Source organism: Salinisphaera japonica YTM-1 (assembly GCF_003788585.1).
Taxonomy (GTDB): domain Bacteria; phylum Pseudomonadota; class Gammaproteobacteria; order Nevskiales; family Salinisphaeraceae; genus Salinisphaera; species Salinisphaera japonica.
Genome location: NZ_AYKG01000010.1, coordinates 1 through 24,859, shown reverse-complemented (window position 1 = coordinate 24,859; position 24,859 = coordinate 1). Strand labels below are relative to the sequence as shown.

23 protein-coding genes are annotated in these 24,859 nt (G+C 66.0%); 13 read left to right on the top strand and 10 right to left on the bottom strand.

The genetic code is table 11. The features are described from left to right. Positions 1–131: 131 nt before the first annotated feature. Positions 132–752, bottom strand: a complete 621-nt coding sequence (pncA, locus tag SAJA_RS04250) for a bifunctional nicotinamidase/pyrazinamidase (RefSeq protein WP_123657423.1) — start codon at positions 750–752, stop codon at positions 132–134. Beyond that, positions 752–2,200, bottom strand: coding sequence for a nicotinate phosphoribosyltransferase (locus SAJA_RS04245; RefSeq protein ID WP_123657422.1), 1,449 nt, complete (start codon positions 2,198–2,200; stop codon positions 752–754). Before SAJA_RS04245 ends, pncA begins: the two co-directional genes overlap by 1 nt. A 172-nt stretch (positions 2,201–2,372) precedes the next feature. Between SAJA_RS04245 and SAJA_RS04240 the strand changes: the two genes are divergently transcribed. Both SAJA_RS04240 and SAJA_RS04235 read left to right on the top strand, forming a co-directional pair. Continuing rightward, positions 2,373–3,086, top strand: coding sequence for a lysophospholipid acyltransferase family protein (locus tag SAJA_RS04240; protein ID WP_184999745.1), 714 nt, complete (start codon positions 2,373–2,375; stop codon positions 3,084–3,086). Positions 3,087–3,163: 77 nt separating this feature from the next. Beyond that, positions 3,164–3,925, top strand: coding sequence for a lysophospholipid acyltransferase family protein (locus SAJA_RS04235; protein ID WP_123657420.1), 762 nt, complete (start codon positions 3,164–3,166; stop codon positions 3,923–3,925). A gap of 21 nt (positions 3,926–3,946) precedes the next feature. Here SAJA_RS04235 and SAJA_RS04230 read toward each other — a convergent pair whose 3' ends face one another. Then, positions 3,947–5,905: a non-ribosomal peptide synthetase gene (locus tag SAJA_RS04230; RefSeq protein WP_123657419.1), complete on the bottom strand. Its 1,959-nt coding sequence runs from the start codon at positions 5,903–5,905 to the stop codon at positions 3,947–3,949. Between the two features lie 53 nt (positions 5,906–5,958). Continuing rightward, complete coding sequence (locus SAJA_RS04225) at positions 5,959–7,281, bottom strand: cytochrome P450 (RefSeq protein WP_184999743.1); 1,323 nt, start codon at positions 7,279–7,281, stop codon at positions 5,959–5,961. A 150-nt stretch (positions 7,282–7,431) separates the two neighbouring features. On the opposite strand from SAJA_RS04225, the gene SAJA_RS04220 reads away from it, so the two are divergent. After that, the gene (locus SAJA_RS04220) at positions 7,432–7,983 is read left to right on the top strand and encodes a 4'-phosphopantetheinyl transferase family protein (RefSeq protein WP_123657417.1); all 552 of its coding nucleotides are present in this window, start codon (positions 7,432–7,434) and stop codon (positions 7,981–7,983) included. Between the two features lie 199 nt (positions 7,984–8,182). Here the strand turns inward: SAJA_RS04220 and SAJA_RS04215 are convergent, their stop codons facing one another. Further along, entirely contained in the window at positions 8,183–8,716 is a 534-nt protein-coding gene (locus SAJA_RS04215; protein WP_123657416.1) for an NUDIX hydrolase, read from the bottom strand. A gap of 74 nt (positions 8,717–8,790) precedes the next feature. Between SAJA_RS04215 and purD the strand changes: the two genes are divergently transcribed. Beyond that, entirely contained in the window at positions 8,791–10,101 is a 1,311-nt protein-coding gene (gene purD / locus SAJA_RS04210) for a phosphoribosylamine--glycine ligase (RefSeq protein WP_123657415.1), read from the top strand. 73 nt (positions 10,102–10,174) lie between these two features. On the opposite strand, the gene SAJA_RS04205 is transcribed toward purD, so the two are convergent. Continuing rightward, positions 10,175–11,677, bottom strand: coding sequence for a hypothetical protein (locus SAJA_RS04205; RefSeq protein ID WP_123657414.1), 1,503 nt, complete (start codon positions 11,675–11,677; stop codon positions 10,175–10,177). Positions 11,678–12,086: 409 nt separating this feature from the next. On the opposite strand from SAJA_RS04205, the gene SAJA_RS04200 reads away from it, so the two are divergent. Genes SAJA_RS04200 through SAJA_RS04185 form a run of 4 tightly spaced genes read left to right on the top strand, consistent with a single transcriptional unit; the run spans position 12,087 to position 16,901 of the window. Beyond that, the gene (locus tag SAJA_RS04200) at positions 12,087–13,088 is read left to right on the top strand and encodes a ligase-associated DNA damage response exonuclease (protein ID WP_123657413.1); all 1,002 of its coding nucleotides are present in this window, start codon (positions 12,087–12,089) and stop codon (positions 13,086–13,088) included. A 59-nt stretch (positions 13,089–13,147) separates the two neighbouring features. Next, entirely contained in the window at positions 13,148–14,590 is a 1,443-nt protein-coding gene (locus SAJA_RS04195) for a patatin-like phospholipase family protein (RefSeq protein WP_123657412.1), read from the top strand. Continuing rightward, on the top strand, positions 14,587–15,633 hold the full coding sequence (locus SAJA_RS04190; RefSeq protein ID WP_123657411.1) for an ion transporter: 1,047 nt from the start codon (positions 14,587–14,589) through the stop codon (positions 15,631–15,633). The genes SAJA_RS04195 and SAJA_RS04190 overlap by 4 nt, the downstream gene beginning before the upstream one ends. Positions 15,634–15,644: 11 nt before the next feature. Continuing rightward, positions 15,645–16,901, top strand: coding sequence for a DUF302 domain-containing protein (locus SAJA_RS04185; protein ID WP_123657410.1), 1,257 nt, complete (start codon positions 15,645–15,647; stop codon positions 16,899–16,901). Positions 16,902–16,952: 51 nt separating this feature from the next. Here SAJA_RS04185 and SAJA_RS04180 read toward each other — a convergent pair whose 3' ends face one another. From SAJA_RS04180 to SAJA_RS04170, 3 genes are read right to left on the bottom strand one after another with little or no spacing between them, the layout of a single operon-like run. After that, positions 16,953–17,909, bottom strand: a complete 957-nt coding sequence (locus SAJA_RS04180; RefSeq protein WP_123657409.1) for a D-Ala-D-Ala carboxypeptidase family metallohydrolase — start codon at positions 17,907–17,909, stop codon at positions 16,953–16,955. After that, on the bottom strand, positions 17,906–19,651 hold the full coding sequence (locus tag SAJA_RS04175) for a L,D-transpeptidase family protein (RefSeq protein ID WP_184999742.1): 1,746 nt from the start codon (positions 19,649–19,651) through the stop codon (positions 17,906–17,908). Before SAJA_RS04175 ends, SAJA_RS04180 begins: the two co-directional genes overlap by 4 nt. 17 nt (positions 19,652–19,668) lie before the next feature. After that, positions 19,669–20,271, bottom strand: a complete 603-nt coding sequence (locus SAJA_RS04170) for an LON peptidase substrate-binding domain-containing protein (RefSeq protein WP_123657407.1) — start codon at positions 20,269–20,271, stop codon at positions 19,669–19,671. Between the two features lie 102 nt (positions 20,272–20,373). Between SAJA_RS04170 and SAJA_RS04165 the strand changes: the two genes are divergently transcribed. The 4 genes from SAJA_RS04165 (at position 20,374) to SAJA_RS04150 (ending at position 22,944) form a co-directional block, all read left to right on the top strand. Beyond that, positions 20,374–20,832, top strand: coding sequence for a PaaI family thioesterase (locus tag SAJA_RS04165; protein WP_123657406.1), 459 nt, complete (start codon positions 20,374–20,376; stop codon positions 20,830–20,832). Beyond that, positions 20,829–21,272, top strand: coding sequence for a PaaI family thioesterase (locus SAJA_RS04160; protein ID WP_123657405.1), 444 nt, complete (start codon positions 20,829–20,831; stop codon positions 21,270–21,272). Before SAJA_RS04165 ends, SAJA_RS04160 begins: the two co-directional genes overlap by 4 nt. Positions 21,273–21,355: 83 nt before the next feature. After that, positions 21,356–22,234 carry an acyl-CoA thioesterase II gene (gene tesB, locus SAJA_RS04155; protein WP_123657404.1) on the top strand — a complete coding sequence of 293 codons (879 nt, stop codon included), beginning with the start codon at positions 21,356–21,358 and terminating at the stop codon, positions 22,232–22,234. A 110-nt stretch (positions 22,235–22,344) separates the two neighbouring features. After that, positions 22,345–22,944 (top strand): methyltransferase family protein, encoded by a 600-nt coding sequence (locus tag SAJA_RS04150; RefSeq protein WP_123657403.1) that lies wholly within the window; start codon positions 22,345–22,347, stop codon positions 22,942–22,944. Positions 22,945–22,956: 12 nt separating this feature from the next. On the opposite strand, the gene SAJA_RS04145 is transcribed toward SAJA_RS04150, so the two are convergent. Next, entirely contained in the window at positions 22,957–23,595 is a 639-nt protein-coding gene (locus tag SAJA_RS04145; protein WP_123657402.1) for an MOSC domain-containing protein, read from the bottom strand. 85 nt (positions 23,596–23,680) lie between these two features. Here SAJA_RS04145 and SAJA_RS04140 point away from each other — a divergent pair, with 85 nt between their 5' ends. Further along, positions 23,681–24,844, top strand: a complete 1,164-nt coding sequence (locus SAJA_RS04140) for a YbfB/YjiJ family MFS transporter (protein WP_123657401.1) — start codon at positions 23,681–23,683, stop codon at positions 24,842–24,844. The last annotated feature ends 15 nt before the right edge of the window (positions 24,845–24,859 follow it).

Here is a 24,859-nt window from a genome sequence, read left to right as displayed (position 1 = left end):
TTCGCCCCTGCCAAGGCTTTGCGCGTGCCATGATTCTTGCGCGCTACCAGGCCCACATCTGCGCAATCTGCGTTATTTGCGGATAAAAAACACTCGAACCGCCCGGCGAGCCACGACGACTCCCGCGAAAACTAGCCCAGAACCATGTCATGGGTAACGACGACCGCACCGGCGGCGCGCATGGCTTCGATGGCGGCCTCGGTATCGCCGGGGGCCATGTCCACGCCGCGGATACCGTCGACGATGAGGGTCACGGTAAAGCCCTCGGCCAGCGCATCGAGCACGGTGTATTTCACGCAGACATCCGCGGCCAGGCCCATGACGTGGATATGACGCGTGCCGCGGGCGGCCAGGCGCTGGCCAAGCCCGGTGGCGCGCTCGTGGTGGTTGTCATAGAACGCCGAGTAGCTGTCCAGCCGTGGGTTGTCGCCCTTGCGCACCACGTCATGGATACCGGCAATATCCAGATCGCTGGCAAAAGCCGCGCCCGGCGTGCCCTGCACACAGTGGGTGGGCCAGAGGATCTGCTCGCGCCCGGCGAGCTGGCCGATGTCGAACGCACGGGCCCCGGCGTGGTGTTCGGCAAACGAGCCATGATCGGCCGGATGCCAATCCTGGCTGGCCACGACGTGGGCAAACGCCGGCATCAAGGCATTGGCGATCGGGATGATTTCATCGCCGCCCGGCACGGCCAGCGCGCCGCCGGGCAGGAAATCGTGCTGGATATCGACCAGTAGCAGCGTATCGGGCATCAGTGCTGGTTCCGGTGACGATCGGCCAGCCAGTCGCGCAGGTCGTCGGTGGCTTGATCCAGATAATGATCGACAAGCGCGGGATAATCAGGCCGGGCGGTGAACAGCGCGAACTGCGCGCCGGCATGGTCGCGGCTGTCGGCAAGCGTGGGCGGCGCGGCCAGGCGCTTACCGGCCGCGACCGCCGGCTGTAGCAGGTCGACATGCGCGTCGTCGGCGCCAAAGCACTGTTCGTGCTCGGCGACACCGCCGGCCCAGGCCGTGGCGGGGGCGGCCTCGTCGAAGAGCAGATCCGCGCGGGGGGTGTCGCCGTCCATGAAGCGCCGGACCTGTTGCACGCCGGGACGGGTCTGCTTGCCGGGCGTGTCGCTCATCTTCATGCGATACGACCAGCGCCCGGCATCGTTTTTCAGCGCGGCCAGCTTGTAGACGCCGTCGAGCGCGGCATCCGGCTGGGCGGTGGTCAGCTTGGTGCCCACACCCCACAGCACGATGGGCACCCCGCGGGCTTTCAGGTCGGCGATCACGGCTTCATCCAGGCTGGAGCTGGCCGCGATCTTGGTCTGGTGGAAACCGGCCGCGTCCAGGCGCCGACGCGCCCGGCGCGCCAGCTGGGCCAGATCGCCCGAGTCCAGGCGGATACCGGCCATCTCGTAGCCGCGCCCGCGCAGTTTCTCGCCGGCACGGATCGCGTTTTCGATGCCTTCGACCGTGTTGTAGGTATCCACCAGAAACACACAGTTGTTGGGCAAGGCCGCGGCATAGGCATCAAAGGCATCCAGCTCGTCGTCAAAGGCCATGACCCAGCCGTGGGCATGGGTACCCGAGACCGGCACACCGAACAGCCGCCCGGCCAGCACGTTGGAAGTGGCCGCACAGCCGCCGATATAGGCCGCACGGGCGGCGGTCACACCGCCGTCAATGCCCTGGGCTTTTCTAAGGCCGAAATCCAGCACCGGGTCAGGTGCTGCGGCATGGGCAATCCGCGCGGCCTTGGTGGCCACCAGCGTGGGGAAATTGACCAGATTGAGCAGGGCGGTTTCCAAGAGCTGGGCCTCGATGATCGGCCCGCGCACGCGCAGCATCGGCTGGTGCGGGAAGATCGCCGTGCCCTCGGCCACGGCGTGTACCTCCCCGGAGAAGCCGAAATCGGCCAGATAATCGAGAAAGCCGGGGGCGAACAGGCGCTCGCCGGCGTTATCGGTCAGCGTGGCCAGATAGGCGATGTCCTCATCGGAAAACCGCATCTGGGTGATGTAGTCGATCGCGGTCTGGATGCCGGCGGCAATGGCAAAGCCGTTGGCATACGGGGCCGAGCGAAAGAACAGATGAAATACCGCCTCGCGCTGGCCGGTGCCGTTGTGCCAGTGGGCGTAGGCCATGGTCAGCTGGTAGAGGTCGGTCAGCAGGGCCGGTGCCTGGCCGTAGAGTTTTTCGATTGCAGACATCGCATGGGCTGGGTCGTGCCGATCCACGGCGCATCGCGCCTGTGATCGGTTAAGCTGTATAGCGAATGTTTTCGCGTCGGGACGCGAGATGCTCGCCGCTCGCGGGCGTCGTGATGGGTGGCGCCCGGCGCTGCCAGTCTACCGACATCGCCTGCTGGGAACAGGCCGCACCATGAGTCAATCGCGCGAGTATCAACAAAAGACCGGACGTACGCCGCTCTCACGGCGCCAGCGCCTGCTGGTGGCCGTGGCCACGCCGCTGCTGCATCTATTGGCCCGGCTGCTCATGGCCACCCGGCGCAGTGTCTCGGTCGAGGGCCTGGGGCATCTACAGGGCCTGATCGAGGCCGAGCGCTCGGCCCTGCTGTGCTGTTGGCATCAACGCCTGCCATACTGCGTGGGTTGGTTGCTGGAAACACCCCGAGCCGGGTTTGCGCCGGGCTTTCTGGTCTCGCCCTCGCGCGACGGCGAGCTGGTGGCGGCCCTGGTGGGCCGCATGGGGGCCCGCGTGTTGCGCGGCTCGGCCAACCGGACCGGCGCCAAGGCGTTTCGCGATACGTATGCCACGCTCCAGTCGGGGGTGTCGCCGATCATCGCGGTGGACGGGCCACATGGCCCGGCGCTGCAGGTCAAACCCGGTACGCTGATGCTGGCCCAGATGACGAAAGCGCCGGTGCTGCCGATCACCTTCGCCGCGGACCGGTACTGGCAATTGGGCTCTTGGGACAAGATGATGATTCCCAAGCCGTTCGCGCGCGTGGCCCTGTGTATCGGCGAGCCGCTTGAGGTGGCCCGCGGCGAGGCGCCCTCTGTCGTGGCCGAAACGCTGGCCGAGCGGCTGAACGCGCTTAGCGGCCTCGCCGAGACGCGTGTGGGGGCGTCTTAAGCGCGCGGCCATAATCGGGCTCGTAGGCTGGTGGTCGTGGATGAATTCGGTCCGCGATCCCCCGTAGAGGTCATGCGATGGTGCCGTCAGACCCACCCCCCGGCCGTGCCAAGCGCCGCTCCGAGAACAAACGCCGCCGTCTGCATCAACGGGTTCTGACGGCCCTGGCCGAATGGGTGCTGTCGCGCTATATCTGGCTGCTGTGTCTGACCTGTCGGATCCGGGTGGTGCACGGCGGGGCCGATCTTGACGCGGTGCTGGCGGCCGGTCGGGCCGACGAGCGCCCGGTCGTGCCCTGTGCCTGGCACCAGAGCCTGGTCTCCAGCGCGATATTCATGCGCGCCCAGCGACGGCGCGGCCTGCAGGTCGGGTTTCTGATCAGCCCGTCGCGCGAAGGGCGTTTCATGTCCGGTGTGGCCCACGCCCACAGGATGACGGCCATACGCGGCTCGTCCAGCCGGACCGGCAAGGCGGCGATGGCGGCCCTCACCGAGGCGGTGCGCGGCGGTATCTCGCCCATGATGTATGGCGACGGCCCGCGCGGCCCGGCCCAGGTGTTCAAGCCCGGTGCCGTGGTGCTCGCCAGCCGCAGCGGCGCGCCGTTGCTGCTGGTGGGGGCCGTGGCCAGCCGCTACCTGCAGCTACGCTCCTGGGACGCCTGTCATATCCCCATGCCGTTCTGTCGGCTGGATGTCGCCATCGGCAGGCCCTGGTCGGTCGGCGCGCTGGACGGCCCGGACCACGCCCAGACGCTGGCCGGCGAGCTTGGCCAGCGGCTCAAGACGCTGAACCGGATCGCCGCCGACGGCGGCGTGCCCCAGGCCGGCGGGGCGGCCTGAGGCAGGCCCGCCGGCGCCCGGTCAATCGGTCGTGTCGAGCACTTCGGCCAGGTCGTTGATGGTGGGATAGTCGAACAGATCGGTGACCTCGAGCCGGCCCGGCCATTGGGCTTCGATGCCTTCATGGATCTGGGCCAGTTCCAGCGACGACAGGCCGACCTCGAAGAGATTGTCGTCGGCCCCGATCTGCTTGTCCGGGGCCACCTCGGCACAGATGCCGGCCAATAGCGTGGCCGCCGACGGGGCATTCGTGTCTGGCGCCGGTACGGCCGGGGCCTCGCCCGCGGTCATCAGGGCCGCCAGCGTGGCCAGGCGCTCGCCGTAGGCGCCTTCGGTATAGGCCCGGGCCAGGTCGGTGCGTTGCAGCTTGCCGCTGGTAGTCTTGGGCATGCGCTCGATGGGGACGACCTGATCGACGACCAGCCCGGTCTGCTGATTCACGTACTGGGCCACGTTGCGCGCGATGGGCACGAAGTCGTCGTCGCGGCCTTTGAAGACCACGAACAGCACCAGCGCGTCGGCCTCGGCCCCCTCGCTGCGTACGCCGGCGGCCGCGATCTTGCCGAGCTCGATCTGCGGCGCACCCGCGGCCACGGCCTCGATATCCTGGGGATAAAAGTTCGCCCCGTGGACGAAGATGATGTCTTTCGCGCGGCCGGTGATGAACAGGTTGCCCGCGTGAATGAAACCCAGATCACCGGTGGCCAGCCAGCCGTCGCCGCGCTGGGCGGCCGCGTCGGCCTCGGCGTTGTCGTGATAGCCGGCGGTGACGTTGGCCCCGCGGATCCAGACATGCCCGACGTGATCGGCAGCCAGCGGTGCCTCGCTATCGTCGACGATACGAATAGCCCCGTTTTTAACCGGCTGGCCCAGGTCGACCAGCTCGATGGCCTGAGGGGCCTCGCTGGGCTGTATCACATCACCCACGCCCAGCGTGGTCGCGGCCACGCGGATACTGGCCAGCCCCCGCCCGGCCGGCGGAAAACTGGCCGCCAGGCTCGCCTCGGCCATGCCATAGACACAGAACATGACGTTGTCGGCCAGCCCGCAGGGCGCAAGCCGGGCAGCGAACTCGCGCGCCAGTGGCGCCGAGATCGGCTCGGCGCCGTTATAGATCAGGCGCACGCGCGATAGATCCAGGCCGTCGGGCAGGCCGCGGGCGCTGATCGCGCGTAGGGTGTGGCGATAGCCGAAGTTCGGCGAGCAGAGCAGAGTGGCGCCTTTTTCGCTGGCTTTTTCCAGCCACAGGAGTGGCCGCCGGGCAAACAGATCCGGCGTCATCAGATAATGCGTGAACGCCGAATACACGAGCGTCAGATGAAAGCCGATCAGGCCCATGTCGTGGGTCAGCGGCATCCACGAGAGCGCGATTTCATGCGCGCCCAGATCCGAGCCGGCACTGATGGCATCCACGTTGGCCAGCACGTTGGCATGGGTGAGCACCACGCCCTTGGGATCCCCGGTGGAGCCGGAGGAAAATTGGATGAACGCCGTCTGTTCCGGGCGCACGAGGGCCGGTTCGGCCGGTGTTTCCACGGCCGAGGGCTCGTCGGAGATCGCCCGCGCGGCCAGCCGCTCGGCGCTTTCGCTATCGCCGGCGGCTTCCAGATGTTCGCGTACGCGCGCCAAGTGTTTGGTATCGATGACCAGCCGGGGCTCGCCCATGTGGCGCCACACGCGCACCAGCTTGTCCAGATGGGCGCGCGTGGCCCCCGCGGCGATCGGTACCGGCACCAGCCCGCCATAGAGCCCGGCCCAGAAGAACTGCAGAAACCGCAGTGTGTCGGGTACGTAGAGGATCAACGGCTCGCCGGCGCTTGCCCCGCGAGCCTGCAGCACGGCCAGCATGCGCTCGGCGGCGCGCCTGAGCAGGCGATACCCAAGCCGGCGTTCGTCGTTGGCGCCGTCGATAAAGCCGATCTCGCCCGGGGTCTCGGCGGCGGCGTCCAGCATCTGTGTGAGCGTGTCGTAACGGGTCATAAGCGTGGTATGTTCGAGGCGCGCCGCAGCCGGGTCGCGCAGCGGATTCGTCGTTATCGAACCCGTAATTGTAGCGGTATTCCGTCGGCCGGCCGCAGATTGATCGCCGATACCACGCCAGGCGCGCGCGCCCCGCGCCAGATCGGTGTAAAACGAGCCAGCAGCGTGACCAGATGCACGCGCATCTCGGTCCAGGCCAGATGTTCCCCGATACAGTGGCGCGGCCCGGCAGCAAACGGAATATAAGCCATGCGCTGCGCGGGTCGACGCGTGCCCAGAAAACGATCCGGATCGAAGACATCCGGCTCGGGCCAGTAGGTCGGGTGACGATGCAACAGCCACGGGCAGATGAAGACCTGGGTACCGGCGGTGATCGGATAACCGCCCAGCGCATGATCGGTGGCGGCGCGGCGAGACAGCAGCCAGCCCGGCGGATACAGGCGCAGCGTTTCAGCGATCACCCGATCGGTCAACGCCAGGTTCGGGTCATCGTGGCCGCCGGTACGCGCCAGCTGATCCGGATCACAAGCATCGGCCTCGGCCTGAAGGCGCGTGCAAATCTCGGTGTGCGTGGCCACGAGAACCCAGGCAAAGGCGAGGGCGCTGGCCGTGGTTTCGTGGCCGGCCACGATCAGCGTCATCACTTCGTCGATCAGCGCAGCGCGATTCATCGCGTGGCCATCGCGCGTGCGGGCCGCCAAAAGCTGGCCCAGGAAGTCATAAGCCGTAACCGGACGGGCCAGGCGGGCTTCAATGATCCGGCCCACGGTCTTCTTGAGGGTATGAAAACGCGCGGCGAATTTGAGATCCCGGGCCGGCTCTTCGGTGAGGATGGCAAAAGGGTTGGCGCCGTCGGCCACCAACGTGTCGTAGTCCGCCCCGAAGATAGAGCGCAGCACGATGATCAATATCAGCTCGCTGACCGCGGCCTCGGCCTCGACGGGCTGGCCGGCCTCGGCGGCGGCCTGCCACGTGTCCGCCAGGCGCTGATTCTCGGCAACGATCATCGTGTTGTAGTCGGCCAGCCGGGTCGGGCGGAAGGCCGGCTGCATGAGCCGGCGCTGGCGTGTCCAGAAATCGCCCTCGCTGACCATGATGCCGTTACCCAGCAGGACCTTGACCCGGTCCAGGCCCATGCCTTTGGTGTAATCGCCCGCGCGCCGCACGAGCACCTGCTGGACCAGCTCAGGGTCGTTGACTACCCAGTGATGCGCGCCGGTCCTGGGGTCGGGCACGGTGAACAGATCGCCGTGGCGGGCCTGTAGCTCGGCCAGCGCGCGCCGCGTGGCGTCATCCGGGGCCAGCGCAAACGGGCGTGTCGCGCTGACGGGCGTATCCCGTTGATCGACGGAATCAGAAGCAATCGAGATCGTCACGTGGCCAAACCGGGCATCATCTGCGGTACAGCAGACGGTCATCTTTCAGTAATGCGAGTATTTTGCACTCGAATAACGCAGGCGGAATCCGTATTTGCCACGAGGGCGATCAATCGGTTGCCGCCGGCCGCGCGTCATCGGGTGGCGGGCATGCAGGATCGCCGCGCGCAGGCGCAGACAATCGCCGGGCTGTTGTTGTTACGCCATGCCCTGGCTGACGACGCCTGCTGGTGGCGGCTGGGCCGCTCTGCCACGGGCCGCCCGGAAATCGCCGGCGGGCCGTCGTTTTCGATCTCGCACTCCAAGGATCGGGTGGCCTGCGCGATCGCCGATGTCGGCCCGATCGGCCTGGATATCGAGGCCCGCCGCGATGATGTCTCGCCTAGACTGATCGCCCGTATCGCCACCGCCGAGCACGAGTTCTTTGCCGCCTGGTGCGCGCGCGAGGCCACCGTCAAGGCCAGCGGCCGCGTGGGCCTGGCCCGTGTGCGCGCGATCGAGCTGGGCAGCGCCCATGCCCGGCTCGACAACGCCGACTGGCCCCTGCGCTGGCTGGACCTGGCACCCGGCTATGCGGCCTGCCTGGCCGTAGCTCCCGACGCCGCGGCGTCACTCGAAGACGTTAGCTGCGAAGAAATCGACGGCCGGGCGCTGGTCGCAGAAGAAAATCGTGCGCGAATGAGCGCCAACAAACGCGAATAAAAGAAAGACAATCCGCCGATACACGCCGATTTACGCCGATGAAAGACGATGAATCAGATCTTGCAAGATGCGTTGTCGCGGCATGCGTCCGGCTGAGACGAGTCGATCCACCCAAGCAATCTGCGTCTAATCTGCGTTCATCTGCGGATAAATGCCTGTATTCATTTGCGCTTATTCGCGTTCATTTGCGGATAACAAATCAAACCAGATCAGGCCGGCAGCGGATGAAGTACAGCCCGGTATAGACCTTGGGATCGACCGGCACGCCGGCGGCTTCGCGCTCGGCCAGCCAGGCATCGACGTCGGATAGCGCCACGGTGTGCACGGTGATGTCTTCGCTGTCGTCGCCGCCACCGGCATCGATCCGGGTGAGTGCGAGCGCGCGATAGAACCACAGCGTTTCGCCGGACAGGCCCGCGCTTGGCGGCCCGCCGGTCAGATACACCATGCGGCCCGGCCGCCAGCCGGTTTCTTCTTCCAGCTCGCGCGCGGCCGCGGTGGCCCGGTCTTCGTCCTCGGCGCCGACAATGTCGCCGACCAGCCCGGCCGGCAGCTCGATGACCGGCCCGCCGAGCGCCGGCCGAGGCTGCTCGACCAGCAGCAGGGCATCATCGGGCGTCACGGCCACGATCACGGCGGCCCCGCGGGCATTGACGCGCTGCACGTATTCCCAGGTTCCGGTTCGACACAGGCGCAGATAGTCGCCTTCATACAGCGTGTGTTGCTCGCTCATGATTGGGGTTGGTTGGAAAAGGGTCGCGCTCAGTCTAGGCTTTGCAGCCCCTGGCTTTCCACGCGCCCCACACCATGACCGTTTCTTCTCATCGTCTTCTGATCGTCGGCAACGGCGGGCGCGAGCATGCCCTGGCCTGGAAACTGGCCGCCTCGCCGCGCGTGGCCGATATTTACGTGGCCCCGGGCAACGCCGGGACGCACGGTATGGATCATGTCAGCAATGTGGCGATCGCCGCCGATGATATCGACGGCTTGCTGGCGTTCGCCCGGGACAATGCCATCACGCTGACCGTGGTCGGCCCGGAAGCACCGCTGGCCGCGGGCATCGTGGATGTGTTCGAGGCCGCGGGCCTGGCCTGTTTCGGCCCGAAGCGATCGGCGGCGGCGCTGGAGGCCAGCAAGACGTTTTCCAAGGATTTTCTGGCCCATCACGCGATTCCCACGGCCGCCTATGCCAATTTTGCGGATTACGAGGCCGCGGCCGCCTATATTCGCGCCCAGGGCACGCCGATCGTGATCAAGGCCGACGGCCTGGCCGCGGGCAAGGGCGTGACCCTGGCCCACACCGAGGCCGAGGCCCTGGCCGCGGCCCGCGAGATGCTCGAGGACAATCGCTTTGGCGATGCCGGTGCCCGGATCGTGGTCGAGGAATTTCTGGTCGGCGAAGAGGCCAGTTTCATCGCGCTGGTCGATGGCAGGAACATCCTGCCCATGGCCAGCTCCCAGGATCACAAGGCGGCATTCGACGGCGATACCGGGCCCAATACCGGCGGCATGGGCGCCTACTCGCCGGCGCCGGTGGTCACCGACGAGATCGCGGCGCGTGCGATGGCCGAGATCATCGAGCCCACGGTGGCCGCCCTGGCCGAAGAAGGCCGGGCGTTCACGGGCTTTCTCTATGCCGGGCTGATGATCGACGCGACCGGCAGCGCCAGGGTGCTGGAGTTCAACGTGCGTCTGGGGGATCCCGAAACCCAGCCGATCCTCATGCGTCTTGAGTCCGATCTGCTGGCACTCATCGAGGCCGCCCTGGCCGGTACGCTCGATCAAACCGAGGCGCGCTGGCGCGATGAGGCCGCACTTGGCGTCGTGCTGACGGCCGGCGGTTATCCCGGCGCTTATGACAAGGGCGACAGGATCGCCGGGCTACAGGCCATCGGCCAAACGGATTGCGTGGTGTTTCATGCCGGCACACAGCTCGACGCAGCCGGGGACGTCATCACCGACGGCGGGCGGGTCTTGAGCGTCTGTGCGTCGGGCACGGATGTGGCCGCGGCCCAGCAGCGCGCTTATTCAGGCGTTGCCGTCATCGACTGGCCCGGTATGACCTATCGCCGCGATATTGGTCATCGAGCCATCGATCGCAACCTCGCAGACGAATAACGACACGATAACGCCAGGCAAAAAAAGAGCACGCCGCGGCGTGCTCTTTTCGTTTCAGGCTTTGACGATTGATCTAGTCGATCACGTCGGCGCTGAAGTAGTAGGCCAGCGCCAGGTTGAAGCGCGGATGCCAGTCGCCGTCGTTGGGCCCGGTGAAGGCCATGGCAGCGTTGCGGCCATAGATCATGTCGGCCCAGACATAGAACGGGCCCGCATTGGCATAGGCGCCGACCGTGGCCAGTTGCACGTTGCCGGTTTCACCCATGTTGCCGTTGACCGGCAGGCCGCTGCTGTAGGTGCCGTCCGAGGTGCCCACATCCAGATAGCCGTACTCGGCATAGACGTTGAAGTTGTTGAACGTCCAACGATCCACGGTGAAGCTGTGGCCGATATCGGCGGTGTAGAGATTGCCCTCGGCCGGAATCTGATACCGGAAACCGTAGTTCTGGATCGTGACCGAGTCGGTGGGCAGATCGTTGCCGCCGGCGGTGCGACCGTCGGGCACGTTGTACTTGTAGGTCGTGAACTGGCCGTCGAGCGTCCAGTCATTGAGCACCGCGTGGGTGGCCGCAGCGACCGCCCAGTGGCTGCCGTAATCGCTGGTCGTGCCTTCGCCCGGTGCGCCGTCGCCCACTTCAAGCTCGCCCCCGCGCGCCGACAGCGACACGTTGACCGATTTGTCGCCGCCCTGGTTGAAGGTATAACCCAGGCGCCCGTTGCCGCCGTTGACCTGGTCATAGCCATCGACCGGGTTGGCACCGTAGGTGCTGGGCTGGTTGAGCGTGGCGTTCTTGAAGAAATCCACGTCGACCTGCCACGGGCCGTTGGTGTAGCGATAGCCCGCGCCGCCGGCCTGGTTGTCGTTGAAGCCGGTATAGAAACCCAGGTTGCCCCAGAACGACTGATAGCCGATCGGGATATTGCCGAAAGGCCGCTGGAAGTAACCCACCTTCAACTGATGATGGTCGTTGAAGTCGTAGGCACCCCAACCATAGTGCAGATAGCTCGAGTCGCCGAAGTTGACTTCCGAGAAGCGCTGCTCGGCGGCATAAGTGAGCTTGCCGTACTGGCCGGAGAAGTTCACCGCGAAATAGTTGAAGTTCAGGTTGCCGCCGTCGCGCTGGTTGGGCACGTCGTCGCCGCGAACCTGATAGTTGGCCGCCACGGCGCCGCCCACGGCCAGTTTCTTGACCGGGCCTTTCTCGGCTTTTTCGATGTCTTTTTTCGACTCGCGATCGTCCACGCCGTCCTGGCTGGCGACCTGCTCGGTCTGGTTCTCTTCGTCGCCGATTTCCGCGGTCTGGGTCTCCGCGCCCGGGTTCTCCTCGACGCCGACATCGCCGGCGGCGTTCTGCAGCGCCGTGGACTCGGTGCCTGCGTTGTCCGGATACGGCGAGTTCGTGTTCCTGGCCTGTTGCTGCTGCAGGGTCTGTACCTGCTGTTGCAGCATCTGGATCTGTTCCTGGAGCTGCTTGAGCGTCGCGCTGTCGGCGCCCTGGGCCATGACCGGTGCTGATGCCACCAGCGTGCCGGCCGCGATGATCAGTCCCAGCGCTCGTGCTTGTTGTTTGCGCATGATCCTTGTCTGACTCCCTGAGCTGGTGCGACGACGCGTGATGAGTGCGGCCGTTGCAAGCGTTTGGTGACACGCTTCGCCGTGCCCAAACCGTGATACACGGGATCACACACACCGGCCATACGCGGTTGGGCGCAGTCTGCGCACGCGTATTTTCAGCGTTGGGTGCGAAAGATCCCCCTTCAGATCGTGCGGACCCCGAATCCGCGGCGCGAACATACCACTCTATTCGTTACGACTGAAACGTTGTTTGCGCCAATACGGCCCGTGTGCCGAGGCTTTTGGGCCCCGCATCGATCGAATCGATTGATATGCAATACTCGGGCCGAGTCGTGCACCGGTCGGGGGCGATGGGTCGGCCTCGCGCCTGATATCGTGTCACTGCGCACTGCAAGATATGAGGCACGCCATGTTGATCGAGCCCCGGGACAACGGTCTGTACTGCGCGGCCGGCGATTTCTATATCGACCCATGGCGGCCGGTCGAGCGGGCGCTGATCACCCATGCCCATGCCGATCATGCCCGCGCCGGACACGGCCACTACTGGGCCGAGAACTCGGGCGTGGCGCTGTTGCAACAACGCCTGGGCGCGGATATATCGATCACCGGCGTGGCTTATGGTCAGGCGCTGACGTTCGGCGATACCACCGTGTCGTTTCACCCGGCCGGGCATGTGCTGGGCTCGAGCCAGATTCGCGTGGCCGATGACAACAAGGTCTGGGTGGCCTCGGGCGACTACAAGCGCGATGCCGACCCCACCTGCGAGGATTTTGAGGTGGTGCCCTGTGACACCTTCATCACCGAGGCCACCTTCGCGCTGCCCGTCTATCGCTGGGCACCGTGTCGCGAGGTGGCCGCCGATCTGGTGGCCTGGTGGGCCGATAATGCCGCGGCCGGGCGGGCCAGCGTGGTGTTCTCTTACAGTCTGGGCAAGGCCCAGCGCCTGCTGGCCGAGATCGGTGCCCTGACCACCGGCACCGCCTATCTGCACGGGGCAATGGTCCCGATCACGCGGCTCTATCGGGAGGCCGGTGTCAATATGCTGGATACCTGCCCGGTCAGCGAGACCGACAAGGATCACGATTTCTCGCGCGACCTGATCATGGCGCCGCCGTCGGCGGCCGGCTCGCGCTGGATGCGGCGTTTCGGCGAGCATCGCACCGGCTTTGCCTCGGGCTGGATGCGTATTCGCGGCAACCGGCGTCGCCGTGGCTACGACCGCGGATTCGTGCTGTCCGACCACGCCGACTGGCCGGGGCTGATCGATACCATCCGAGCGACCGGGGCCCGTCGCGTGCTGGCCACCCACGGGCGCACCGATGTACTCGTGAATTATCTGGGGAGCGTTGGCATCGATGCCGCCCCGCTGATCACCGATTATGCCGATGGCCCGGAAGGCGAGGAGGACTGAACGGTGAAACCGTGCCACGAGGCCGCACTTGCCCCCGTGTTTCCCGTCGCAGGCCGGCCATGTCCGCGCGCCTGAGCGACGAGGCCGAAGAGCGCGGCCGCCTGGCGCTGCAACGCATGGAGCGCTCGCTCGTGCGGGCGCATCGTGCGCGGCCGGGCAAGCTGTCGACGACCGGCTATGCCGGTTTGCGCTATGCGCTGGGCCTGGCCCGGCTGCATGTGCTGCCCCGCGACGGGCACGAGACGATCGAGCTGTCGCGAGCCCCGATTCGCAGCCTGCGCGACTGGCTGCTCAATCATCTGCACGATGCCCTGCGCAGCCCGGCGACCGACGACGAGAAACTGGCTTATGCCAGCGATGCCGCCGGCCAGGCCACGGCCCGGGCGCGTGAGGCACGGGCGGCGCTGCTGGCCGCCCACACGGATCAGTTTTCGTCGGCCATGCTGGATCACGAGATCGCCCACCGGGCGCTGGTGATCGTGGCCGGCGGCGGCGGCGGGGCCGGCTACGTCTATGCCGGGGCCTTTGCCTGTCTGGACGATGCCGGGCTGGTGCCGGATTACATCGTGGGCAACTCCATGGGCGCGATTCTTGGGCTCATGCGCGCCGAGAAACGTCACGCCGGCCTGAACGATCACGTCACGTTCGCGGCCAAGCTGCGCAATCGTGATCTGTTCTCCGTGGCCCGGCGCCGGGCCGAGTTCGGCATGCCGGGGCTTTTGCATCTGCATCTGTCGGCCTTGCATCAACGCCTGTCGGTGGGCGAGTTCAAACGCCCGCTGCGCCTGGACGAAATGGAGATTCCGTTGGACCTGGTGGTGGCCGGCTTGAAGCAGGAGCCCTACGAACGGCTCGTGCCGACCACCATGGGCCACGAAGGCACGGCCGCGCGGTTCTTGCCGTTGCCGGTACGTGTGGCCGCTCGGCTGTCACGGCTGACGACATTCTTTCGCTCGGACATGGTCGAGCCGATCGTGCTGGGCCGATCCGCGCGCACCCGCGCGGTGCATGCCGTGGATGCGGCCGGTTTTTCCGCCGCGGTGCCCTCGATACTGCAGTACGAGCCCAGCCCCCGTGCCGGGGTGACGCGCGAGATATTCGCCGAGCTGATGCACGATCATCGCCTGGCCGCGCTGGTCGACGGCGGCATCGCCGATAACGTGCCGGCTCGTGCGGCCTGGCGCGGCGTGGCGGCGGGCCGGGCGATTACGCGCAACGCGTATTATCTGGCCTTCGACTGTTTTCTACCGCATCTGGACCCGAAAAACGCCTGGCTATGGCCGATCACCCAGCTCGTGCAGGGCCAGATGCGCACCAACCGGGTGTATGCGGATACGATGGTGCGCTTCAACCGGGCGCTGTCACCGGTCAATCTTGTGCCCGGTGTCGATGGTTTGCGCCTGGCGGTGGAATGGGGGTATCAGACCATGCAGGATCATCTGGCCGAGGTGTCGGCCATGCTCGAGCCCGTCGATCTTGAAGCCGCCGGTGTCACTCCGTGAGTGATAATCGCGGCGGGACCGGCGGCGGCCCGGATCCGCTGGCCGTGCTGGATACCGATCGCTCGAAGACCGAGCGGGCACTGCTGGCCTGGGATCTGGCGATGATCGGGCTGGTCTCGATCAACCTGGGTCTGATCCTCATCGACATGCTCTATTCGCTGGGCTTTGTCGAAAACGCGCTGCATGCCGCCACGCCGGGCCTGGCAGGCTGGTACGACGCGAGCATCCACGCGCATTTTCTGACCATCGATCTGGTCTTCGTGGCCCTGTTCGTCACCGACGTGCTGGCCGGCTGGGCGCTGGCGATCTATCAGCAGCGGTATCTGCGCTGGTATTTCTACCCGTTCGCGCACTGGTATGACGTGCTGGGCTGTATTCCGGTCGCCGGCCTGCGCGTGCTGCGTGTGCTGCGCGTGATCTCGATCCTCATGCGTCTGCAACGTCTGGAGGTCATCGAGATACGCGACTGGTGGCTCTATCGCCAGGCCATGATCTATGCCGACATCGTGGTCGAGGAGATCTCGGATCGCGTGGTCACCAAGGTGCTCACCGGGGTCCAGGACGAAATGCGCTCGGGCGGCCAGACGCTGTCCCGGCGCGTGGTCCACGATGTGATCGCCCCGCGACGGGCGCAACTGACCACAGCCATCAGCAGCCAGGCCGAGAATGCGATCGCCGCGGCCTATGGCGACAACCGCGAGCAGATGCAGTCCTACGTGGCCGACGTGGTCAATCGCGCAGTGGATCAGAACCCCGCGCTCAGGAACCTCGAACGCGTGCCCATGCTGGGTGCTTTCGTCTCCGAGGCACTGGACGGCGCGATCCAGGACACGGTCAACAACGTGCTCGACGAGGCCGTGGCCGGGCTGAGCTCGCGCGAGTTCGATGCGCTGGTGGGCAATATCGTGGATAGTGTGATCGAGCGCCTGCTGGCCGAAAACGTCGGCGAGGCCACGCCCGAGATACAGGATGCGTTGGTCGAGGTGCTCGAACTGGTCAAGGATCAGGTCGCCGTCAAACGCTGGCGCGGCCATTTCGAATAGAGGAACCCGGGATGGACATCACGACCTGGCGCCCGGCACGACGGGCTTATCGGCACGGGCTGGCCGTTGTGCTGCTCGGGCTCGTTGTCGTGGCGCTGGCCGGCTGTGATATCGACTGGCTGGATGTGTTCGATCCCGATGACGATAACAACAGCCAGGGCAGCGATACGACCGCGCCGGTGGCCGACACCGATATCCCCGGTTTGAATCTGGCGGTCTCGGACTTCGACGTCGACAGCACGTTCAATAGCCTGACCGACAATATCGACAGCCGCCTCCCGTTTCGGCGTTTCACCGTCGATTTTCAGAACCGGGCCGACACGGGCGGCCCCGATATCCGCCCGACCCGCGTGGTGTTCTATTACGACGCGGGTCGCGTGAGCCCGCTGATCGCGGCCGACCCACGCGCCGGGCTGGATCTGCCGCCGGCCGTGCTGGTCTACCAGACCGATGACAACGACACCACGCTGACCCCGGACACCGATACCGGGCTGGGTGCGACCACGCCGACGAGCGCTGATGATGCCAACGTCGGCATCGCCTACAACGCCGCCGACTATCTGGCCGCGCGTTATGACCTGGACGCGGTCGACGACGCGCTCGATGCCTACGAGGATGATCTGTCGCGCCTGGCAGCCAATACGGCCGGTAATAGCGTGTCCGTGACCGGAGCCACGGACGGGATCACCGAGGGCGAGGGTATCGCCGAGCAGAACAGCGACAACGATTTCCAGGCCACCGTCAACAACCTCACCCAGGCCATCGACGGGCGCGCCGATGTTGTTTTACTGGCCCAGTTCGATCACCGGGCGGCGGCCCAGTCGGTCGGTGCCATGCTGACCGACAACAACGACCCGGCGATCCTGTTCGTGATTGATGCCACCGATATCGTCAGCCGCTTGATCGCCGGCGGCCAGACCGTGGCCGTGGATCTGCCGATCCGCGTGCTGGTCTCGCGGAACGAGGCCGGCGACGTGACGATCTATCACGACACGGCCGACTACCTGGCCGACCGCCACGACCTGAGCGACGTCGACGGCGCCACCGACGACCTGCGCGAGCTGCTGGACGATCTGGTGGATCAGGCAGCCGGCACGAACGCCAGCTCTGGTATCGCACCCGGCATTGGCCTTGGCAACGGCGCGAGCAACGGCCCAGGCATCAGCCCGGGCATCGATTCCAGTATCACCCCGGGCGCCGGCTCAGGCGTCGGGGCCGGCTTTAGCTCGGGCATCGCGTCTGGTATCAGCCCGGGCGTATCGTCTTAGCAACGACCATTTTATAGCCGGCGGCCGGCCGCGCGACGACGCGGCCCGGCGCTACCAGCGCACCGCCACGCCGCGTACATCGGTATGCACGAACGGCCCGTGGGCCGCGTTGGCCGGATAAGCCGACAAGCCGCCCGCAAAGCGCGGGTGGGCACCGTCTATGCCGGCGATCAGGTCGGCCAGCCAGCGGGCATCTTCGATATCCACCTGCCCGTCGCCGTTGAGATCATCCATCCGGCCATCGTCGTTGGTATCGACGAAGATATCGGCCGCGCCGCCGTAGAGATGCCGGCTGTACGAGGTCGTGTTGCCGATATCGCGATTGTACTGCGGCGTGCGATAGCCGCTCATGACAGTCAACGTGTCGGCCTTGATGCCACGTTCGCCCAGCGCGGCCCGTACGGCCTCGAGCTTGGCCACGAGCCGCGGACGCACGCGCACATACTTCGGCCAGTGATCGGCCTGCTGATGACACAGGAACTGGCCGATCGTGAAATGGGGCGACAGCCGGGCGTCGATCGTTTGCCGCGTGACCGGCATCAACGCCTCGGGCGGGGCATAGATCGCGCGGCCGCGCAGTGCCTTGGCCTCGTAGTGACCGATGCGATACCCGTTCAGCTCGGCCCGGTCCGGGTCGAAGGGCGTCATCACGAACAGATTGATACGCCGGCCCGAGCCGGTCTCGGCGTTGGCGATCTTGATCGGGTAGACGCCCGGCTGCTTCGGCGCAGCGACCTGCCAGGCGTTCTTGCCGGTGGCCGTGATGGCCAGATCCGCGGTGCTGGTCAAGCGCATCACAGCATTCTTTGGCAGATCGCGCGCCGCGATACGGATGGCCCCGGCCGGCACCACGAACGCACTGGTCACGTGGCGATCCAGTAGGCCGTCGCCCACGCGCAGCGCGAAATCCGCGTCAGTCTTGTCGGCTGCCAGGCTGGGTGTGGCAAGGCCCGCGGCCAGGCTGACCGCTACCGTGGCAGCGGCCAGCAATCGCTTGCCTGGGGTCATAGCGAAACAGCGGATTTGGCCTTCAGGGCGTTGTCGAGCTTGTCGTCCTGGTCATACAGATCGGCACGGAAATTGATCGTGTCGTCCTCGACGAAGGCGGTCCAATAGAGCATGTAGACCGGGATCGAGGCCGGCAGATCCACGCGCTTGCGCCCGCCGGAGTGCATGGCCCGGTCGATATCGGCCCGGCTCCATTCCGGATCGCCGTTGAGGGCGAACGTGGCCAGGGCGACCGGATTCTCGACGCGCACACAGCCGTGCGAGAGATCGCGCTCGGTCTTGTCGAACAGCTGGGTGGCGGCGGTGCTGTGCAGGTAGATCGCCATGTCGTTGGGGAAGATGAACTTCACCAGCCCCAAGGCGTTGTTCGGCCCGCCGGCCTGGCGCACCAGTAGATCGCCCTGTGCCACGGCGTTCACGTTGGCCGGCGTGACGGCCAACGGCTCGGCGTTGGGCCCGAAACTGCGCACGATCTGATAGTGCTTCGAGGCCATGTAGTTTGGGTTCTTGCGCTGCTCGGGCACGATCTCGTCGGCGGCGATCGAGGGCGGCACGTTCCAGAACGGCCGAAAGACCAGATACTGCATGGAATCACCAAAGATCGGTGTTTCCTTGTCGTTATAGCTGCCGCCCACGATGACCTTCATCGACAGATCGTTGCCATCGGCATCATGGGCATCGAGCTCGAAGGCCGGCACGTTGACCGCGATATAACGCTTGCCGAAGCTCGCCGGCATCCAGCGCCAGCGCTCCATGTTGAGCTTGATGTCATCCACACGCTCGTCGGCGGTCACGTTCAGGGCATCGCGCGTGGACGGGCCCAGCAGACCGTCGACCTTCAGCCCGTTGCGGGTCTGGAAGTGCTTCATGGCCGACATGATGGTCGAATCATAGGTCTTGGGCGCCGGCGTATTGTCCGGGGCATCGCCGGTGACCTGCAGGCGCTGCCAGAGCGTGGCGATACGCGGATCCTTCATGTCTTCGCGCAGAACCTCGCCCTCGGGGATCTGGGGCCAGCCGCCCTGATCGGCGATATCCTGATAGCGCGCCAAGGCCTTGACCAGGGCTTGGTACGCCGGCTGTTGCGGGGCCAGATCGGCGAGCTTGCCGGCCGCGTTGCCCTGGCTGGCCGCCATGAGCGCGCTCTTGAAATCCAGCGGCTGCTTGGGCTCTTGCCACTGCACGTGGATTGCGGGGTCATCGATCACGCCGCTGTGCAGATCATGCGCCAGGGCGATGAAACGCTCGGACAGATCGACATCCAGATCGGCGAGCTGGTCGGGCGAGCCCGGCCGACGATTGTCGGTGAAAACCTGGCCCAGCCGGTCATCGCGATAGGTTGCCGGGTTCAGGCCCTGATCGCTCACGCGATCGATCGCCTGCCAGAAATCGCGTGCGTTATCGGTGGGTGCCCCGTCCTTGTCGAACCAGGCCAGAGCATAGGCATTGCCCTGGTAGAACGCCTTGATCGCCTTGATCTGCTCGTTATCGGTTGTCAGACCGTCCAGGCGACGGGCCACGGCCTTGGCCATCTTGCCCTTGGCCTCGGGCGGCGTGTTCAACGGCTGGCCGGGCTGGTTATCGGCGTTGTTGCCGGGGGTCTCACTAGCGGTTTGATTTCCATCCTGGGCCAATACGGCCGGCGCGCCGGCGAGCAGGGCCAGACCGGTCAGGCTGGTGACCAGGCCAGCGGCCAGGCGCGGGGCAAACACGCCGCGGCGGGCGCTTGGGAATAAGCTCATGCAGTGTCCTCGTTGATTCATTCGGCGCGGCGGCCGGTGTTCTCGATCTCGATCATGGGGCGGATACGCTGTAAGCGCTCGGCCGGATCGTCCATGGCGAGAAGTTCGTGTTTGGTGGCGGCATCGAAAGGCAGCAGCTCGGTCAGCCGGGCCGACAGCCAGGCCGCGGATTCATAGCGTCGCTCGGCCTCGGGATAGGGCAGGCCGGTCTGGTCGATCAGGGCGGCGGCGATCTGCTTGAGTTGTGTGAATTCGATCGGGCAGGGCGCATCGTCGGCCTCGATCTGTGAGCGCATGCGTGCCCACCACAGCCCGTCTGCCGCGCAGCGGGCGTTGTCCAGGGCCACGCGGGCCTGGCCTTGCACGGTGATGCCCAGCGCGCCGTCGTCCAGCCGGTCGAAATCGATGATGCGCACCTCGGTGCCCATCGCCCTGGGGGCAGCGAACCCGCCGTCCTCGACGGCCTGGGCTGCACAGATCACGAACGAGCTGGCCTCGCGCATGCAGTGCGAGACCATATCCAGATAACGCGGCTCGAAGATACGCATGGGCAGCACGCCACCGGGAAAGACCACGGTGGATAACGGAAAGACCGGATGCTCGGCAGAGCTTGGCGCCACGACGATTCCGAGGCTGAGAATACTGGCCCCAGCATACGTTCATTCAGAATTCGTTGCCGGGCGCACATGACAGCGTCAGGCGCACGGGCTACGGTGTCATCAATGGATGACACTATCGACAAGACCGATCCGGCCGTGCGCGCCGAGATCGCCCGGCGCTTTGCCGCCGCGATCCCGCACAACGCCGCGATCGGCCTGGTGCTGGAAGACGCCGCCACGGATACCGTGCGCATGCGCCTGGGCTATCAAGCCGCGTTTATCGGCAACGTGGAGGCCGGGCTCTGGCACACCGGTATTGCCTTCACTGCCGCGGATTCGGCCTGCGGGCTGGCGGTATTTCTGGCTCTGCCCGGCCTGGAGGCCATCGCCACACTGGATCTGCGCATGGATCATCTGCGCCCGGCTCTGGCCGGGGCGGATCTGGTCATCGAGGCCACGTGTCATCACGTGACCGAGCGCATGGCTTTCGTCAACGCCGATCTGCATCAGGATGACCCGGCCCGCTGCGTGGCTCGGGCCACGGCAACCTTCACGCGCACCGGCAAGTCGGTGCTGGCATGAGCACGCGGGCCAATGCGTTGACTGCCGCGCTGGCGGGCGCGGATTACCCGGCACTCGTACAGGCGGTGCCGTACGCGACTTATCTGGGCCTGGCCGTCGAGCTGGCCGAGGACGGCAGCCGGCGGTACGTGATGGATTTTCGCGATGATCTGATCGGCAACGCCAGCCTGCCGGCCCTGCACGGCGGAACCGTGGCCTCGTTGTTGTCGCTGGCCATGCAGTTCGAAGCGCTTATCGATATGCCGGCCCCGCGCCTGCCCGATCCGGTGGATGTGACCATCGACTACTGGCGCTCGGCGGGCCCGGTGCGCTGTACGGCCACCGCGCGCCTGATCCGCTCGGGCCGCCACGTGGCCCAGGCCCAGGCCGTGTGCTACCAGGAACACGTCGATCGGCCGATCGCCTTCGGGCGTTCGGCGTTCGTGCTGCGTAACGTATGAGCGTTGCGGTCGAAGCGCTCGTGCCAAGCGGCAACAGCCCCTAAACTTGGGCGTTGTCATACCGGGCTAACGCAGGAAAGTGCATGAAATCGTCTCGTCAACTGGTGGCCGATCTGCTGGCCCAGCTGGACCTGGAAGTGCTCGAGGATCGGCTGTTTAGAGGCAGCTCGCGCGATATCGGCGGCAAGAGCGTTTTCGGCGGCCAGGTCGCCGGCCAGGCGCTGGTCGCGGCGACGCGTACGGTCGACCCCGGTCAGCTGGCGCACTCGCTGCACGGTTATTTTCTGCGCCCGGGCGATATGGCCAAGCCTATCGTCTACGAGGTGGATGCCATTCGCGACGGGCGCAGTTTCGCGACGCGACGGGTCCAGGCCATCCAGCACGGCCGGCCGATCTTTTCCATGCTGGCCTCGTTTCATGTCGCCGAAACCGGCTATACCCATCAGATGGATATGCCTGACGTGCCCGGCCCGGAAGAACTGGCCAGCCACGACGAGCTGCGTCACGCCTGGGTCGGCGAGCTGGATCGTGTGCCGGACTCGCTCAAGGAGGCCGTCGGGCGCGAGATCGCCATCGATATGCGCCCGGTCGAGCCCTGGAACCTGCTGGCGCCGGACAAGCGCGCGCCCAAGCAATATGTCTGGTTTCGTGCCAAGGACGCCGTGCCCAAGGATCAGGCGGTACACCGTGCGGTGCTCACCTATGCCAGTGATTTCAATCTGTTGACCACCTCACAGATGCCGCACGGCGTATCGTTTTTCACACCGGGCATGCAGATGGCCAGCATCGATCACGCGCTGTGGTTCCACGGGGATCTGGCAGTTGACGACTGGCTGTTGTATTGCATGGACAGCCCCGGCGCCCAGGATTCCCGCGGCTTGTCGCGCGGGCTGATCTTCGCCCGTGACGGGCGGTTGGTGGCCTCAGTGGCCCAGGAGGGCCTGATCCGTCAACGCGATTGATCCGGCGCGTGAAGGCTGTCTTCAGGCGAGCTTGATTGTTCGTTGATCAGTGTTGTCTGATGCCGCGCGATGATGACGTAGATTCGTGTTTTTCAACGTCGAGACCCTGCATGCGCGATCAAAAGGCTTATCGTCAGACGCCGCCGTTCTGGAAACGTCTGGCCGCCCGACGGCTGAGCCCGCGCCAGTGGGGGGTCTGGGCCGCGGCCCTGGCGGTGCTGATTCTGGCCGAGCCGGATGTCGAAACCTTTATCGTCGGCTGTATCTTCGTGGCCGCGGGCCTGGCCTTGCGGGCCTGGACCTTCGGTCATCTGGAAAAGAATCATCGGCTGGCCACGACCGGGCCGTATGCCCATTCGCGCAATCCGGCCTATCTCGGTTCGTTGGCTATTCTGGTGGGCATCGCCATCGCCGCCGGCAACAACGACGGCGCGGCCGGTATCACCCTGTGGGTGGCCGGCGCCATTGGCATCGGCGTGTTCTTTCTGGGCTATCTGCCGCGCAAGTTTTCACGCGAGCATGCCCGTATGGCCGAAATCTTTCCCGACGATGCCCCGCGCCATGCCGCGCACGTGCCGGCTTTCTGGCCGCGCCTGACGCCGTGGGCCAGCGGCGACACCCAACGCTTTTCGCTGACCCGCTTGCAGGCCAACCATGAAATCGTCTGGCCGGCGGCCTGTGTCATCGGTCTGGCCGCGATGTGGATCTAGATGTGATCTAGATCACCCGCGCAGCCGGTCCTGCCAGGCCGGCGCCAGCCCGTCGTAGCTGACCATAAACGCGATCTCCTCGCGCATCTGTGCGTCCGGCTCGCGGGTGTTTTTCAACGCCCATAGCCGAGCCAGGGTGATGCCGTGTTCGGCGACCGCCACGCGGGTAAGCGTATCGCCGGGCGCGATGTCGCCGGTTTCCAGCACGCGATAGAACCATCCGGCCCGCCCGTGTTCGATGAGTTCACGGGCCATGGGTTTGATCGCCAGCCGGTCGCCGGGCTTCCAGCAGGGCCAGCGGGGCTGGCTGAGCTGTAGCCGCGTGGTGCCCAGCGTGAAGATATCGCCGGCGTGCACATCGGCCTCGGTGAGCCCGGCGATCGAGAGATTCTCGCCGAACACGCCGGGCACGAACGGTTCGGCCGAGTTCAGTCGGGCCTGCCAGAAGTCATAATGCTCGGCCGGGTAATGATGCACTGCCCGCTCCGGCCCGCCGTGGTTATCAGGATCCGCCTGGGCATCGCCGGCCAAACCGGCGTGCTCGACGGCGATGCGGCGGGCCACGTCGTGTTTGTAGATTGCACTGGGCGAGCCTTCCGGTAGCGCCTGGGGCGTGCCGATGAAGATCTGGTCGAGCGTATAGCCGGTCATGACAGGGCAAACAGGATCAAACAAGGTTCATCGTATCGGTTTTTGGCTGTAGGCTGCAGCTTCGCCGAGAACACCGAGAGACGAGATGGCGGTTTCTGCCACACGACTGGGCCTGGCCGGGGGCATCGCCACGCTGTTGGGCATCGGCATGGCGCGCTTTGCCTATACGCCGCTGATTCCGGCCCTGGTCGAGGCCGACTGGTTCAGTATTCATGGCGCCAATTATCTGGGGGCCATCAACCTGCTGGGCTATCTCATCGGTGCCGCCGGCGCGCATCCGGCCACGCGCGGGTTCGGTGCACGGGCCGTGCTGGCCGCGGCACTCGGTGTCACCGTAGCCAGCTTCTATGCCTGTGCGCTTGATTGGGGCGTGGTCTGGTACGGCGTCTGGCGCCTGGCCTGCGGGGCAAGCGGGGCCGCGCTCGTCGTGGTCGGCGTGCCGGCCGCGCTGTCACGGGTGGCCCCGGCCGAGCGGCCGACCACTGGCGCCCTGGTCTTTTCCGGCATCGGTCTGGGTATCGCGGCCAGCGGTACCCTCGTACCGTGGCTGGCCGAGCACGGCGTGGCCGTCACCTGGTTGGCCATGGCTCTCCTGGCCACCGGGCTGGCCGCCTGGGCCTGGCTCGATCAGTTCCGAAATCTCGTTCCTCTGGCCCACGAACAGACCGACGCGCACCGCGACCCGCGCCTGCCCGTAGCCGCGATCGCTCTGGTGATGATCGCTTATGGCCTGGATGCGGCCGGCTTCGTGCCGCATACCCTGTTCTGGGTGGATTATATCGCCCGCGAGCTGGATCGTGGCCTGGCGGCCGGCAGCCGGTACTGGATCGTGTTCGGCGTGGGTGCGGCCTGCGGGCCGTGGGTCGCCGGGGCCTTGGCCCGTCGGCTGGGCTTTCGCGTGGCGCTTGCCATCGCCCTGGCTGTGAAGACCGCCGCCGTGGCGCTGGTGCTTGTCAGCCAGGCGCCGATCGCGCTCGTCGTATCGTCTTATCTCGTCGGCATGCTCGTGCCCGGCGTGGTTACGCTCACCTCCGGCTCGATCGCAGCACTCACCCCTGCCCATCGCCAACAACAGCTCTGGGGCTGGGCCACACTGTCGTTCGCCCTGCTACAGGCCATCGCGGCCTATGGCATGTCCTGGGCCTACACCCCGCTGGGCAGCTATCTGCCCCTGTTCGGCGCGGCGGCCGTGGCGCTGGCGCTGGCGACACTGGCCGCGATCGTCGCCATACGTGCAAGCGATCAGTGAGACCCGGATCAAACA